The following is a 15,159-nucleotide window of genomic DNA, read 5'->3' as shown; positions in this document are numbered from 1 at the left end:
ACGTTTTAGAGCTGGTTTTCTCATCTCGTTTCCACTAAAGCGAAACAAGAATAGGGAAACAGCAGGTAGAAAGGATAAAACAGGCAAATGGCGGAGTTTATCTACCAGATGTATCAGGCTCGCAAGGCCCATGGCGACAAGGTGATCCTTGACGATGTGACCCTGAGCTTCTATCCCGGTGCCAAGATCGGCGTCGTGGGCCCTAACGGTATGGGCAAGTCGACCCTGCTCAAGATTATGGCCGGCATCGAGGAAGTCTCCAACGGCGATGCCAGACTTACCCCCGGCTACACCGTGGGTATCCTGCAGCAGGAGCCGCCGCTCGACGACGACAAGACCGTCATCGAGAACGTGCGCATGGCATTTGGCGACATGATTGCCAAGGTCGATCGCTTCAATAAGATCGGCGAGGAGATGTGCGACCCGGACTGTGACATGGATGCCCTCATGGCCGAGATGGGCAAGCTCCAGGACGAGATCGATGCCGCCGACGGCTGGGATATCGATTCCAAGCTCGGCCAGGCTATGGATGCCCTGCAGCTGCCCGATTCCGACATGCCGGTCAATGTGCTTTCCGGCGGCGAGCGCCGTCGCGTGGCCCTGTGCAAGCTGCTGCTCGAAGCTCCCGACCTGCTGCTGCTCGATGAGCCCACCAACCACCTGGACGCCGAGTCGATCCTGTGGCTCGAGCACTTCCTGCACAACTACCAGGGCGCGGTGCTTGCCGTCACACACGATCGCTACTTCCTGGATAACGTTGCCGAGTGGATCTGCGAGGTCGACCGTGGTCACCTCTATCCCTACAAAGGCAACTACTCCACGTATCTGGAGACCAAAGCCGCCCGTATCGAGGCTCAGGGTAACCGCGACGCCAAACTCGCCAAGCGCATGGAGGCCGAGCTCGAGTGGGTGCGCAGCTCGCCCAAGGCCCGCCAGGCCAAGAACAAGGCCCGTCTGGCTCGCTATGAGGAGATGGAGGCCGAGGCCCGCGCAAGCCAGAAACTCGACTGGACCGACATCCGCATCCCTGTGGGCCCGCGTTTGGGCAACAAGGTGCTCGAGGCCCATCACCTGCACAAGGAGTTCGACGGTCGCGTGCTCATCGACGACCTATCGTTCACCCTGCCGCGCAACGGCATCGTGGGCGTCATCGGCCCCAACGGTGTGGGCAAGACCACGCTGTTCAAGACGATTGTGGGTCTGGAGCCGCTGACTTCGGGCGAGCTCGAGGTGGGCGAGACCGTCAAGATCTCCTATGTCGATCAGAACCGCTCCGGCATCGACCCCGACAAGAACCTGTGGGAGGTCGTCTCGGATGGCCTGGACCACATGATGGTCGGCGAGACCGAGGTCCCCAGCCGCGCGTACGTGGCGAGCTTTGGCTTTAAGGGCCAGGACCAGCAGAAGCGCGCTGGCGTACTTTCCGGTGGCGAGCGCAACCGTCTGAACCTGGCGCTTACGCTCAAGCAGGGCGGCAACCTGCTGCTCCTCGACGAGCCCACGAACGACCTCGACGTCGAGACGCTGTCCTCGCTCGAAGCGGCGCTGCTCGAGTTCCCGGGCTGCTCGGTGGTCATTAGCCACGACCGTATGTTCCTGGACCGCGTCGCCACGCACATTCTGGCGTGGGAGGGCACCGACGAGAATCCGGGCAACTGGTATTGGTTTGAGGGCAACTTCGAGGCCTATCAGGCCAACCGCATCGAGCGCCTGGGCGAGGACGCAGCCCAGCCGCATCGTATTCACCGCAAGCTGACGCGCGATTAGTCGAGCTCAGGTGACCTAACGGGAAAGGGACGATAACCTTGAGGGTTATCGTCCCTTTTTTACTTGGTAGAAGGCTCGACTTTATCGATGGTCCAGGTGGCTCCGAGACCGCCGGTGGTGTTGCGGCGGATGCGCACGGTGACTTCGTGGCGCTCGCCGGCCTGCGTGTAGCGCAGGGGGAAGCTTGCGCGGTTTCGCGCGGCCTCGATGGTGCCGCGCTCGCGGGCGATCCAGTAGTACTCGCCGACGATGCCGAGCGTGTCGGCGCCGTAGGGGAGATAGGTCGACAGCTGGTGTAGCAATGGGCCGGGACAGAAGACCTCGGTTGTGAAATCGACGGGGAAGTCCTCGGGGATGGTCGGTGCTGCGGGTGTGGTGACAGGTACTGCAACGGGGAGCGGAGCCGGTGCAGGTGCGGGAATCTGGTCACAGGCAGATGCGGATGCGGACTCGATGGCAGGCTCAGGCGCTGTTTCCGGCTTAACTGCGAAATCCGTCGGTTCCACGGAGACGGACGTGTCTGCGGTCTCGGTTTTGGTATCGGCTCGCGGGGCATCCTCTGCCTCGACAGATGGCTTTGCCTCGGCTGGCGTGGAGGCCATGGTGGTGATGCCGGCGTTTGCGTTCTCGGGGTCATAGACGACCGTGAGCGAGATGGCGGGCTGCGGCGTCTCGGGCTCTGGCGTCGACTCGGTAGCGTCTTGATCCGCGGGCTCGTCGGACTGATCGTCCTCGGCCTCGTCGCCAAAGACATCGCTGTTTTGGAACGCAGACGTCTCGGGTTGGTTGGCGGCTTCTTCGGTTGTCGACTTGGGAGCCTCGTCGAGCTCCGCAGTGGCTTCCTGCTCTGATATGACTTCGGGATCGGTCGTGGCGGCGATTTCGGTTTCGGCTCCTGCTGTTACCTCAATAGCGACTTCGATCTCTGTCTCGGGCTCGGGTTCCGGTACGGCTTCAACCATGGCTTCTGGCTCGGGACGCTTAACGTGCTTGGGACGCACGGCCTTGAGGTCCTTCTCGCCGCGCTTTTTCTTTTTGTAGGACTGCTTGGCTCCCTTGGCAGCCTTGGGCTTGTCCTCGCCCTTGGCAAGGGCGGCATCCCAGGCTTCGTTGGCGATGACGGTGGCATACAGACGGCCGCCCTTAAAGACGGTCAGCTTAATGCAGTCGTCGAGCTCCTCGAGCAGCTCGCGCGTGGACTCGAAGCCCAGGTCATAAGCGGCCATGTCACCAGCGGCGAGCGCCTCCTCGACCTGCGTCATAAACGTTTGCTTGCCGCACCCAATCGCGTCGCGCAGCAGGCGATACAGATAGATGTGGTTGCCCAGCGATAGTGCGGGCTTAACTATTGTCTTGCTCATGGCAAATCTCCTCTATACACACCAAAGCATCTTACCATCGCATGGGGCTTGCCATCTCGTCGCCCAAGGCAAACGGGCGCGACCGTTGCCGGTTCGCGCCCGTTATGCAGGTCGGTTATCTATGAGAGGCAAACGTGCTTAGTTGCCCGATGCCGTGCCTTGGCTCGAGCTGTCAGATGGCGTGCCGGACGCGGATCCGCTCGAACTGTTCGAACTGTTCGAGCTATTGGTGTTGCTGTTGTCGGTGGAGCTTGTGCCCGATGTATTGCCGTTTGCCTGGTCGCCCGTGCTCGGTTGAGAGCCGTCGGTCGTTTGGCTTGAGTCAGTCGTGCCGGATTGCGTGCCGCTGTTGTTCACAGAGGAATCGGCGCCCTGCGATTGATCGGGGGTGTTCGAGGACGAGTCGGTGGATGCGGAGGTGTCCTGCGAGTCGTCCTGCTGGCTTTGCGATTGACCGGAGCTATCCGCGTCGTGCTCGGTCGTGCGCGACGAAAGGATTGACTCGGGGCGCTCGCCCAGACCTTCACCGGCGGTGGTGATAAGGATGGCGCCGGCGCAGGCGATGACCGCGACGATGGCGATGGCGATCGAGAAGACGATGACCTTCTTTTGCGTCTGGCTGCGCTCTGCCGCCGCCTTGGCACGCAGACTGTTGGTGGCGACGCGCGCCGTGGTCGCGCGCCCCGCAACCTGGCGCATCTCCTGCGTAGTCGCGGCGCCGCCCAGGTGCTCCTCGGCATTAAGGTCAACGGGCTCATAGGCGCCGGCAGGGTAGTCGACGGCGGCGTGCGTACCTTTGAGGGCTTCGGCGCTGGCAGAGATAAAGTGGCGGTAGACCTGCGAGGACACAACGGTGATGACCGAGCTCACGGCGGCACCGATCACCGATCCGGCGATGCCGATCTTGGAAGCAAGTGCGACGCTCGTGGCGGCAGCTGCGGCGCCGGCGATGATTTGGGGAATGGAAATGTCGTCGAACAGGCCCTTTTTGGGCGCGATGGCCATGGTCTGTCCGATGGAATGGTTTTCGTGAACGCCGTTGTTGAGCGCGGCCGGTGTCATGACGCGCGTGCGCGGCGCGTCGGTGTACTTGGTTGTCATACGGGGCCCTCCCGGTGTAAATCTGCTTCGTTTCGTGTAGCCATCAGGGTACCCACCAGATGTGAATCGTACGTGACATTTAACAGATACCATCAACTCATCAATAGCTCACCAAATTGGTGGGATGCGGTTACACCCGGCGGTTGAACTACAATAGGGCTTGCTTATTGTTGTGAATGGCGTCTACGCACGGGAGCATTCTTATGAATCTTCACCTTTCTCAGTCTGATGGCTTTTTGCGTGTGGCGGCGGCCTCGCCGCGAATTCGCGTGGCCGATGTCGAGGGCAATGCCGAGGTTGCGCTGGCGGCTGTTCGCGAGGCGGTCGAGCGCGGTGTCCGTGCTCTGGTACTGCCCGAGCTTAATCTGACTGGCTATACCGCGGCTGATCTGTTCCATAACCGCACATTACTGCATACCTGCGAGACCGCACTGGCACATATTCTCGATGAAACCCGCGAGCTGCCGATTGTCTTTACCATCGGTCTTCCCGTTGCGGTGGCCGAGAATATCTACAACTGTGCCGCCGTGTGCTGCGCGGGCGAGCTTTTGGGCCTCACGGCCAAGAAGTATCTGCCCAACTATGGCGAGTTCTATGAGCGCCGTTGGTTTGCTCCGGCGCCCGCCGATTCCGTGTGGGTTGAGTTTGCCGGTCAGGGTCCGGTTCCGCTGGGTTCGGGGCTTGTCTACCGCTGCTGTGATGAGGGCGCCGAGGATTTGGTACTCGGTATTGAGGTCTGCGAGGACCTGTGGGTGCCGGCGCCCCCTTCGACCGAGATGGCGCTTGCCGGTGCGACGGTGATCCTCAATCCGTCGGCCTCGGACGAGATTATCGGTAAGGCAGACTATCGCCGCAGCCTCATCTCCAATCAGAGTGCGCGCCTGTACTGTGCCTATGCCTACGCGGACGCGAGCGAGGGCGAGTCCACGACCGATATGGTCTTTGCGGGCGAGAACCTCGTCTACGAAAACGGTTCGAAGCTCGCCGCCACGAAGCTCCTCACCTGCGATATGGCGGTGGCCGACGTTGACCTCGACCGTCTGGTTGCCGAGCGTCGTCGTTCGACCACGTGGACGCGCGCGGACGATGCGCCGGAGGCCACAGCCGTTGAGTTTTCGTTTGAGGGCGTGCTGGCCGAAGAACCTGTCCTGCGCGATGCGCTCGACATCGACCGTGTCTTCCCCCGCGCGCCCTTTGTGCCGGCCGACCATGGTGACCTGGCCGGGCGCTGCGAGACGATCCTCAATCTGCAGACTGCCGGCCTCAAGACTCGCCTTGCCCATACGGGTACCAAGGCTGCAGTCATCGGTCTTTCGGGCGGCCTGGATTCCACGCTGGCACTGCTTGTGACCGTGCGTGCCTTCGATGCACTGGGACTGCCGCGCACGGGTATCACAGCCGTGTCCATGCCCGGCTTTGGCACGACGCGTCGCACCAAGTCCAATGCCGAGTCGCTCGCTCGCGACCTGAGCGTGAGCTTCCGCGAGGTTTCGATCCACACGGCCGTGGAGCAGCACTTCAAGGACATTGAACATGATCCGGCCGTCCAAGACGTGACCTACGAGAACAGCCAGGCCCGCGAGCGTACGCAGATTCTGATGGATCTGGCCAACCAGGCTGGCGGTTTTGTCATCGGCACGGGCGACCTGTCAGAGCTGGCGCTCGGCTGGGCTACCTATAACGGCGACCACATGAGCATGTACGCCGTCAACGCGAGCGTGCCCAAGACGCTTGTGCGCCATCTGGTACGTTATGCCGCCGATGTCTTTGGCGGGCGTATTGCCGAGGTCTTGCTCGATATCCTCGATACGCCGGTGTCCCCCGAGCTTCTGCCGCCCACGGGCGACGGTGAGATTGCGCAGAAGACCGAGGATTTGGTGGGCCCGTACGAGCTGCACGATTACTTCCTCTATTACCTGCTGCGTTTTGGCTTTGAGCCGGGCAAGATCTACCGTATGGCGCTCAAGAGCTTTGAGGGTGTCTATGACGCCAAGACCGTCCACACGTGGTTGCGTACGTTCTATCGTCGCTTCTTTGCCCAGCAGTTTAAGCGCAGCTGTCTGCCCGATGGTCCCAAGGTGGGCTCGGTGACGCTCAGCCCGCGCGGCGATTGGCGTATGCCGAGTGACGCCAGCTCGCGTCTGTGGCTTGCGCGGATCGACGCGCTCAATCCAATTGACTAAGGTTGGCTAAATTGAACCAATACGGGGGTTGCAAGCGTTACACTTTTGCAATCTGATGGCCCGTATCGCGCGGCGCTCTTGTCGGAGCGCCGTATTTTTTATATCGAAAGGTGGCACCATGCAGGCATCGCAGCGTCTCGACCGCTTTGGCGCGGAGGTCTTCGCCTCGCTCAACAACAAACTTCTTGCGCTGAAGGCTCAGGGCAAGACCATTTACAACATGAGCGTGGGCACGCCCGACTTTAAGCCGTACGACCACGTGGTCGAGGCGCTCACGCAGGCCGCCCAAAATCCCGAGATGTGGAAGTATTCCCTGCGCGACCTGCCCGAGCTTAAGCAGGCCGTGTGCGATTACTATGAGCGTCGCTTTGGCGTTTCGGGCATTACGCCGTCCATGGTGCAGTCGTGCAACGGCACGCAGGAGGGCGTGGGTCATTTGGGCCTGGCCCTGCTCGATCCGGGTGACACCATTCTGGTTCCCGATCCGTGCTATCCGGTCTTTGAGGCGGGCGCCAAGATCGCCGACGCCAAGCTCGAGTACTATCCGCTGGTGGCGGAGCACAATTACCTGCCCTATGTGGCGGGCATCGATCCCGAGGTGGCCGATCGTGCCAAGTACATGATCGTGTCGTTGCCCGCCAACCCGGTGGGCTCGGTGGGCACGCCCGAGGTCTACGAGGAGATTATCGCCTTCGCCCGCGAGCACGACCTGCTGATCGTCCATGACAACGCGTACTCCGACATCGTGTTTGACGGCGAGCCCGGCGGCAGCTTCTTGCAGTATCCCGGCGCGCTCGAGGTGGGCGTGGAATTCTTCTCGCTTTCCAAGTCGTTTAACGTCACCGGTGCGCGCATCGGCTTTTTGGTCGGCCGTGAGGATGTGGTCTCTGCCTTTGCCAAGCTGCGCAGCCAGATCGACTTTGGCATGTTCTTCCCGATTCAGAAGGCCGCCATCGCCTGCCTCAATGGTCCGCGCGATGAGGTCGAGGCGCAACGTCTGAAGTACCAGGAGCGCCGCGATGCCCTGTGCGACGGTCTTGAGGACCTGGGCTGGGAGCGTCCCAACGCGCATGGCTCTATGTTTGTGTGGGCCAAGCTTCCCGGTGGCCGCACCGATTCCATGGCGTTTTGCGAGGAGCTTATGGAGAAGGCCGGCGTTGTGGTGACGCCGGGCGCGAGCTTTGGCCCTTCGGGCGAGGGGCACGTGCGCATGGCGCTGGTCCTGCCGCCCGATCAGATCGCTTTGGCTGTCGAGGCCATCCGCGAGGCGGGCCTGTATTAGAAGACTATTTGGGCTCGTCAATAGCTCGAAACCGATTTCGTGCAGTTATTTTACGAATCCTGCAAACAATTTCGGTAAACGGTCGATTTTTGGCTGCGTATAGGAGCATAATCAAAATCCCGATTGGATGCATTGGGATTACGTCAAGCCGCTCGGGTCGTTCCCGGGCGGCTTGTTTGTGGAGAGAGATGGGAGTTTCTAATGGTTAACGAGAAGAAGGTCGCTATTGTCGGCTGCGGTTTCGTCGGTTCGTCTTCGGCGTTCGCGCTGATGCAGAGTGGTCTGTTCTCCGAGATGGTTCTCATCGACGTGGACAAGAACCGCGCCGAGGGCGAGGCCCTGGATATTGCGCACGGCATGACGTTTGCCGAGCCGATGAAGATCTACGCCGGCGATTATTCTGATGTCGCCGACGCCGCCATGATCGTCGTCACCGCTGGCGCTGCTCAGAAGCCCGGTGAGACCCGCCTGGACCTGGTCAACAAGAACGTCAGCATCTTTAAGTCCATTATTCCCGAGATTAAGAAGTCTGGCTTCGACGGCATTCTGCTCATCGTCTCCAACCCGGTCGACGTTCTGACCTACGCCGCCATCAAGATGTCCGGCCTGCCCGAGGGCCATGTCATCGGCTCCGGCACCGTGCTCGACACCGGCCGTCTGCAGCAGATGCTCGGCGCTCATGTCGAGGTTGACCCGCGCGATGTCCAGGCCTATGTCATGGGCGAGCACGGTGACTCCGAGTTTGTCGCCTGGTCCAGCGCTCAGGTTGCCGGCGTGCCGCTGAACACCTTCTGCGAGCTTCACGGTCACCTGGAGCATGAGGCTGCCGAGAAGCGCATCGCCGAGGACGTCAAGAACTCCGCCTACACCATCATCGAGAAGAAGCACGCCACCTACTACGGTGTCGCTATGGCAGTAAAGCGCATCTGCACTGCCGTCATGCGTGACGAGCAGACCGTTCTGCCCGTCTCCTCGCTCATGGTGGGCGAGTACGGCCTGTCCGATCTTGCCATCTCCATGCCGACGGTCGTTGGTCGCGACGGTGTCATCTGCCGCGTTCCCGTGCCGCTGAACGATGACGAGCAGCATGAGCTCACCGCCTCCGCAAAGGCCCTCAAGGACATTATCGACAGCGTCGACTTTTCCTGCTAAATTCGGCTCGTATAAGCAACAGGCTACAACGAAGGCGTCCGGGCCCATGTGACCCGGGCGCTTTTTTATGCAAAGGGGACAGGCTTGTTTGCACCAATCTTCTATGCGCCTGGGGTGGACTCGACCGCTATACTGGTTCGTGCCAAAAGCGATCTAGAACGGAATGCCGTATATGAAAATCAATCACGCGATTCTGCATATCCTGGACTTTGACTCTGCCGTCAACGTCATGAGCCAGCGCGAGCTGGATATCGAAAGCCGTACCGTGCGCAGCTTTGTGACCACGCATCTGCGCCGCGCACGTACCTCGGCCGACAATAAGCGCGCCACGTTTGCGGAGAACTCTGCGTTTGGCGGCGAGCTCAAGGGCTATTTCTTTGGTGAGCGTGAGTTCGTGGACTTGTCTCAGCAGATTGCGGAGTTCATCTCTTCCGAACTCACCAAGGCCGAGAAAGCCGAGTCCACCGACGTGCTGGTGGCGGACTTTGACGATGATGAAGATGCCCGCTGGTTTGCCGTGATGCTGCTGGGCTCCAAGCAGGCATTCATGCACGAGGTGGGTCGCGAAGAGGGCGAGGTTCGTAACGACATCGCGCGCCACTACGCCATTTTGCCAAACCCCTCGCAAAAGGTGCCGAGCTATGCCATCGTGCGTGCAAGCACCATGGAGATCGGCTATGTGGATAAGAAGCGCAAGATTGCCGGCGAGGACCGCATGCTCATTCCCGACGGCCTGCTGCAGTGCGACACGGGGGTTTCGGGTAAGGAGGTCATCGACACGGTGACGCGTGTGGTCGAGGAAGTCGCCGAAGAGCACGGCGCCAATACGGCCGTAGCGCTCGCCAAGGTTAAGGCTGCCGTTGCCGAGAAGGTTGAGGATGACGAAGAACTGCCGCCGTGGGATATCGTCGATGAGGTCTTTGAGGACGAGCCGGTCATCAAGGAGAGCGTGCGCGCGGCACTGACCGAGGAGAAGGTACCTGAGCGTGTGCCCGTGGAGCGCAAGCAGGTCGAACGCGCGGCCGTACGCAATCACAAGATTCGTACCGACACGGGCATCGAGATCAGCTTCCCGGCCGAGATGGGTTCAAACTCCGAGTACATCGAGTTCGTCAACGAGCCCAACGGCCTCATCTCCATCGAGCTCAAAAACATCGGTAGCATCGAGAATCGATAAGGCTTTTAACTTTTGAATAAAAGTCTGGATTATATTTTGAAGTATACTTTGAAATATAATCCAGATTATTTTTTGGAGGTCAAAATGTCCCCACTTGTTCTGGAAAAACCGGTGTTTACAAAAGACCAGGTTGTTTCTGCTACCGAAGCAAGCAAGTCCTTATCCACCATTCGTAAACGCGCAAAACGCGCGCCTCAGTTCATTGCTGATCATAATGATATCGATACCGTGATTATCGACTATGCTGCCTATGAGGAAATGTACGGCGCGCTGCAGTATCTGCGTGAACTTGAGATAAATCGCATCGCTGCGGATCGAGTCAAGCATGGTCCGCATGAGTTTGTTCCGTTTGAGGACGCCTTAACTGCCGAGGACCTCGCGGAGCTTGAGTCGATGGATCCGGACGCGATTCCCGACGAGGACCTTTTCGAATGAGCGGGCATTTTGTTGTCGGCTTTTTGAATCGAGACGTCGAGAAGGAATATCAAAAACTAGATGGATCCCAGCGCAGGCTCGTCCGTATTGCCGTCGCAAAATTAAAGACGCGCGCTGATGAAATCGGAACGCCGCTTCACGGCGAGCTCGCCGGCTGCAAAAAGATTAAATGGCGGAATGCAGGACTCAGAATGGTTTTCCGAATCCGAGAGGACGGAATGGTTGAGATTGCCGAGATTGTGGCAATAGGGAGGCGCGATCGTTTCGAGGTCTATAAGACGGCCGTAGGGCGCCTGTCAAAGCAACCCGCCATGGTTGAATACGACGGAACCCTGAGATAGGGAAGGCCGAAGCCTCGGACGAGGGCTTCGGCCTTTGTTGTTTTCGGCTTGGTTGCTGACATTACCCCGCAGGTTGAGCACACGTCAGCGAAAACGCCCCTAAGCGAGCAAGGTGACGTGAAAGAGGAGGGAAGCGTACTTTTGTACGCGACCGACGATTGAACGTCGGATTGCCGCTTAGGGGCGTTTGCAGCGTCGACAAGTTACGCGGTTTGGTAAAACCGCGTAACCCTACAGCTGGCGCAGGCCCTCTTCGAGACCGGTCTTGCTGTCGGTCTTCTCGTCGCGCATCTTGATAACGCGGGCGGGGACACCGGCCACGACGGCGCCGGCGGGGACGTCCTCGACGCACACGGCGCCGGCGGCAACGACAGCACCCTTGCCCACGCGCACGCCTTCCAGGACCACAGCATTGGCGCCGATCATAACGTCGTCCTCGATGATGACGGGCGTGGCGCTGGCGGGCTCCACGACGCCTGCCAGCACGGTGCCGGCGCCGATGTGGCAGTTCTTGCCCACGGTGGCGCGACCGCCCAGCACGGCGCCCATATCGATCATGGAGCCTTCGCCAATGACGGAGCCGATGTTGATGATGGCGCCCATCATGATGACGGCACGGTCGCCGATCTCGACGCGGTCGCGGATGATCGCGCCCGGCTCGATGCGGGCGTTGATGCCCTTGAGGTCGAGCATGGGCACGGCGGAGTTGCGGCAGTCGTTCTCCACATCGTAGTAATCGATGGAATCGACGTTGGCGTCGAGGATTGCCTTGAGCTCATCCCAGTCGCCAAATACAGTCTTGCCACGGCGGCCGCCATAGACATGCGCATTGCCCCACTGGACCTTCATGCCCGGCTTTTCGCGCACGTACAGCTTGACGGGCGTCTTCTTGGGCGCGGTGGCGATATAGTTGATAATCTCCTGTGCATCCATTTCGGCTGCGTTGCTCATTTGCGGTCTCTCCTTTGGGTGGATCCGGTTGATACCTGGTTAGGCAAACATGACCTGGTCGAACGTATAGAAGCCGTGCTCGCGGGTGATGAGTTTCTGCGCGGCTGCCAAGGCACCGTTGACAAAGATCTGACGACTCGTGGCGCGATGCGTGAGCGTGACCTCCTCGTCCTGGCCAAAGAAACTCACTTCGTGCACGCCGGCGACAGTGCCACCGCGCAGCGAGTGCATGCCGATCTCCTTGGGGTCGCGCGCTCCGCACATGCCCTCGCGGCCATAGACGGGGTGGTAGCCTGCCTCGGCCTCGGCTTCGACGACGGCGTCGAGCAGCAACTTGGCAGTGCCGCTGGGGGCGTCGACCTTTTGGTTGTGGTGCGTCTCGACGATTTCGCAGTCAAAGCCGGGCAGCTCTCGCGTGGCCTGTGCCACCAGATGACGCAGGGCTGCGATACCGATGGAGTAATTGCCGGAGTGCATGACGCGGGCGCTCTGACCCAGCTCGCGCAGGCGATCCATCTGCTCGGGCGTATAGCCTGTGGTGCCCGAGACCAACGCCGCACCCGTGCGCTCGACATAGGCGACGACGGCGTCGAAGGTCGCAACGTTCGAGAAGTCGATGATGACGTCGGCTGCCGGAGCGTTCTCGAGCTCTGACAAGTCGAAGCCGATCTGGGCGACGATGTCAAAAACGGGCTCTCCGGCAGCGTCGACAATACCCTCGGCGGTAGTGCGGATGAGCGAGCCCATGCGGCCCGTTCCCATAATGACGGTCTTAATCAAGCAGACCAGCTCCCTTCAGAGCATCGGTAAGTGCGGAGCGCGTGTCGTCTGCCATGGGACACAGCGGCATGCGGTAGTTTGCCTCGATCATACCCATCTGGGCGAGCGCTTCCTTGACGGGGATGGGGTTGACCTCGCTAAAGAGGGCATTGATGAGCGGCTGGCCGGCAATCTGGATATCGCGGGCACGTGCCACGTCACCGTCCAGATAGGCGCGGCACATGTCATGTACGAGCTGCGGCTGCACGTCGGCCCACACGCTGATGGTGCCCGAAGCACCCAGGTTCATGAGCGGCACGGTGAGCGCGTCCTCGCCCGAGTACATGCGGAAGTCGTCGGACAGCAGGTGGGCGATCTTGGCAGCGTAGGCGACGTTGCCCGAGGCTTCCTTAATACCCATGATGTTGGGGTGCGCGGCCAAGCGCTCCACGTTGCGCTCGCTGATGCCGCAGCCACAGCGGCCGGGGATGTTGTACAGGATGCAGGGGATGTCCACGGCATCGGCGACGGTCTTAAAGTGCTGGTAGATACCCTCTTCGTTGGATTTGTTGTAGTAGGGGGTAATGAGCAGCAGGCCGTCGGCTCCCAAGCCCTGGTAAGTGAGCGACTTGGTGAGCATGGTCTGCGTGGAGTTGGAGCCCGAGCCGGCGATGACGGGGACGCGTCCTGCAACTTGCTTGACCACCGCGGCGACAACGGAGTTGTCCTCGTCGTCGGTCATCGTGGCGCTCTCGCCGGTGGTGCCCAGGGCGAGGATGGCGTCGGTGCCATTTTGCAGGTGGAAATCGATAAGGCGCTCGAGCGCATCAAAGTCGACACTGCCGTCCTTTTTAAACGGCGTAACCAGGGCGACGATTGAGCCCTCGAGATTGCGGATGTCCATGTTCTTCTCCTTCGCTTCGGCGATCTGGATGCGCTTGTTCCATTGGGCGGCGACTGCCAGGCGCTCGTCTTGGGCGCGGCGGCGGGCACTTTCGGCGCGCGACTTGGCCAACAGTTCTCGGCCGCACGGCAGCACGTCGAGCGTGGCAAAGTAATCGCCCGGGCGCTCGGCGCGGCGGATGAGGTCGGCCGCGCCATCGGGGCGCAGCAGGACCTCGGCGGAGCGCAGCCGTCCGTTGTAGTTGTAGCCCATGGAGTAGCCATGCGCACCGGTATCGTGGATTACAAGCAGGTCGCCCATGTCGATATGCGGTAGCTCGCGATCGATGGCGAACTTGTCGTTGTTCTCGCACAGATTGCCCGTGATGTCATAGGTGTTCGTGACGGGCGCTGTGCCCTTGTCGGCGCCGCCCGGCTGACCCATCACCGTAATGTGGTGGTAGGCACCATACATGGCGGGGCGGATCAAATCGACGGCGCTTGCATCGACACCGATATAGTCCTTGTAGATCTGCTTCTCGTGGATGGCCTTGGTGACCAGGCAGCCGTAGGGGCCCATCATAAAGCGGCCCATCTCGGTGTAGATTGCCACATCGCCCATGCCTGCGGGGACCAGGATCTCGTCGTATGCCGCGTGCACTCCCTCGCCGATGGCGTGAATGTCGTTGGCCTGCTGCTCGGGCAGGTAGGGGATGCCGACGCCGCCGGATAGATTGATGAAGGCGACGTGTGCGCCGGTCTCGCGCTCCAGGCGCACGGCAAGCTCAAAGAGGATGCGCGCGAGCTTGGGGTAATAGTCGTTGGTGACGGTGTTGCTGGCAAGGAAGGCGTGGATGCCAAAGTCCTCGGCACCCTTGGTCTTGAGCATACGGAAGGCCTCGAAGAGTTGCTCGGTGGTCATGCCGTATTTGGAGTCGCCGGGGTTGTCCATGATGCCGTTGGAGAGCTGGAACAGGCCGCCCGGATTAAAGCGGCAGCTGACCGTCTTGGGGATGGGCCCCGCAACACGCTCAAAGAACTCGATGTGGCTGATGTCGTCAAAGTTGACGATGGCACCCAGCTTGTCGGCGAGCTCAAAGTCCGCAGCCGGCGTGTCGTTGGACGAGAACATGATGTCGTGTCCCGTGATACCCAGCGAGCGGGCGATCATGAGCTCGGTATAGCTCGAGCAATCGCAGCCGCAGCCGTATTCGTTGAGAATGGAGATGAGTGCCGGGTTGGGGTTGGCCTTGACGGCAAAGTATTCCTTAAAGCCCGGGTTCCACGCAAAGGCGTCGCGCACCTCTTGCATGTTGCGGCGGATGCCCGCCTCGTCGTATAGATGAAACGGCGTGGGGAACTGCTCGACGATATGCTCGAGCGTCTCCTTGTCCACAAACGGCTGCTTGGCCGCATATGCCTCGTTGGGGGTCAATGCCATGTCCCGTAAACCTCGCTATCCAGACGGCGCCATCTGCGCATCGAATCCGCATAGCGTGGACCCAATGTCCGGATAGCGCTCCCGCATTGCTGCAGACAGTCCTGTGGGTGTTTCCCACAGGCCCACCAGGTTGTTCGTGCCCGAAAAACCCAGTTCGGCGGGTTTCGCCTCCCCGCGGGGTCAAAGCCTGCCGGCTCGCCCGCGGCTCTTCGTGCCCGCGCCTCTATCAAGTGGTAAAGACCCTATCACGTTGCACTTTACCAAACAAGAGTATTCGTATATAACGTTTAAAAAATGCAGGGATATGCTGGAAACATGTGCGCCACA

The 15,159-nt window shown here is 60.4% G+C and carries 12 protein-coding genes and 1 riboswitch; of the genes, 7 read left to right on the top strand and 5 right to left on the bottom strand.

The genetic code is table 11. The features are described 5' to 3' along the window. Positions 1-87 precede the first annotated feature (87 nt). A complete protein-coding gene (gene ettA, locus ACTQ40_RS01530) occupies positions 88-1,767 on the top strand; it encodes an energy-dependent translational throttle protein EttA (RefSeq protein ID WP_055251458.1) in 1,680 nt (559 codons plus the stop codon). Positions 1,768-1,826: 59 nt separating this feature from the next. Here ettA and ACTQ40_RS01525 read toward each other — a convergent pair whose 3' ends face one another. Together ACTQ40_RS01525 and ACTQ40_RS01520 are read right to left on the bottom strand one after the other, a co-directional pair. Then, entirely contained in the window at positions 1,827-3,128 is a 1,302-nt protein-coding gene (locus tag ACTQ40_RS01525; RefSeq protein ID WP_441563182.1) for a hypothetical protein, read from the bottom strand. 138 nt (positions 3,129-3,266) lie between these two features. Then, positions 3,267-4,229, bottom strand: coding sequence for a hypothetical protein (locus ACTQ40_RS01520; protein WP_441563181.1), 963 nt, complete (start codon positions 4,227-4,229; stop codon positions 3,267-3,269). A 203-nt stretch (positions 4,230-4,432) separates the two neighbouring features. Here ACTQ40_RS01520 and ACTQ40_RS01515 point away from each other — a divergent pair, with 203 nt between their 5' ends. From ACTQ40_RS01515 to ACTQ40_RS01490, 6 genes are all read left to right on the top strand, one after another. Next, a complete protein-coding gene (locus ACTQ40_RS01515) occupies positions 4,433-6,412 on the top strand; it encodes an NAD(+) synthase (protein ID WP_441563180.1) in 1,980 nt (659 codons plus the stop codon). 118 nt (positions 6,413-6,530) lie between these two features. Further along, the gene (locus ACTQ40_RS01510; protein WP_154517336.1) at positions 6,531-7,694 is read left to right on the top strand and encodes a pyridoxal phosphate-dependent aminotransferase; all 1,164 of its coding nucleotides are present in this window, start codon (positions 6,531-6,533) and stop codon (positions 7,692-7,694) included. 201 nt (positions 7,695-7,895) lie between these two features. After that, positions 7,896-8,846: an L-lactate dehydrogenase gene (locus tag ACTQ40_RS01505; RefSeq protein WP_441563179.1), complete on the top strand. Its 951-nt coding sequence runs from the start codon at positions 7,896-7,898 to the stop codon at positions 8,844-8,846. Between the two features lie 172 nt (positions 8,847-9,018). After that, on the top strand, positions 9,019-10,023 hold the full coding sequence (locus ACTQ40_RS01500; protein WP_118377194.1) for a nucleoid-associated protein: 1,005 nt from the start codon (positions 9,019-9,021) through the stop codon (positions 10,021-10,023). 12 nt (positions 10,024-10,035) lie between these two features. Continuing rightward, the gene (locus ACTQ40_RS01495) at positions 10,036-10,458 is read left to right on the top strand and encodes a hypothetical protein (protein WP_441063773.1); all 423 of its coding nucleotides are present in this window, start codon (positions 10,036-10,038) and stop codon (positions 10,456-10,458) included. Further along, positions 10,455-10,799 carry a type II toxin-antitoxin system RelE family toxin gene (locus ACTQ40_RS01490; RefSeq protein WP_441563178.1) on the top strand — a complete coding sequence of 115 codons (345 nt, stop codon included), beginning with the start codon at positions 10,455-10,457 and terminating at the stop codon, positions 10,797-10,799. The genes ACTQ40_RS01495 and ACTQ40_RS01490 overlap by 4 nt, the downstream gene beginning before the upstream one ends. Before the next feature lie 231 nt (positions 10,800-11,030). Here ACTQ40_RS01490 and dapD read toward each other — a convergent pair whose 3' ends face one another. From dapD to dapA, 3 genes are read right to left on the bottom strand one after another with little or no spacing between them, the layout of a single operon-like run. Further along, entirely contained in the window at positions 11,031-11,750 is a 720-nt protein-coding gene (gene dapD, locus ACTQ40_RS01485; RefSeq protein WP_154517324.1) for a 2,3,4,5-tetrahydropyridine-2,6-dicarboxylate N-acetyltransferase, read from the bottom strand. A 39-nt stretch (positions 11,751-11,789) separates the two neighbouring features. Beyond that, positions 11,790-12,530, bottom strand: coding sequence for a 4-hydroxy-tetrahydrodipicolinate reductase (gene dapB, locus ACTQ40_RS01480; RefSeq protein ID WP_441563177.1), 741 nt, complete (start codon positions 12,528-12,530; stop codon positions 11,790-11,792). Next, positions 12,523-14,832 carry a 4-hydroxy-tetrahydrodipicolinate synthase gene (dapA, locus tag ACTQ40_RS01475; protein WP_441563176.1) on the bottom strand — a complete coding sequence of 770 codons (2,310 nt, stop codon included), beginning with the start codon at positions 14,830-14,832 and terminating at the stop codon, positions 12,523-12,525. Before dapA ends, dapB begins: the two co-directional genes overlap by 8 nt. Positions 14,833-14,897: 65 nt before the next feature. Further along, positions 14,898-15,066, bottom strand: a riboswitch (Lysine riboswitch). Between the last annotated feature and the right edge of the window lie 93 nt (positions 15,067-15,159).

The sequence above is a fragment of the Collinsella sp. Sow4_D11 genome (genome assembly GCF_052116465.1).
Lineage (GTDB): Bacteria > Actinomycetota > Coriobacteriia > Coriobacteriales > Coriobacteriaceae > Collinsella.
This window is presented reverse-complemented; position numbering and strand designations above follow the sequence as displayed.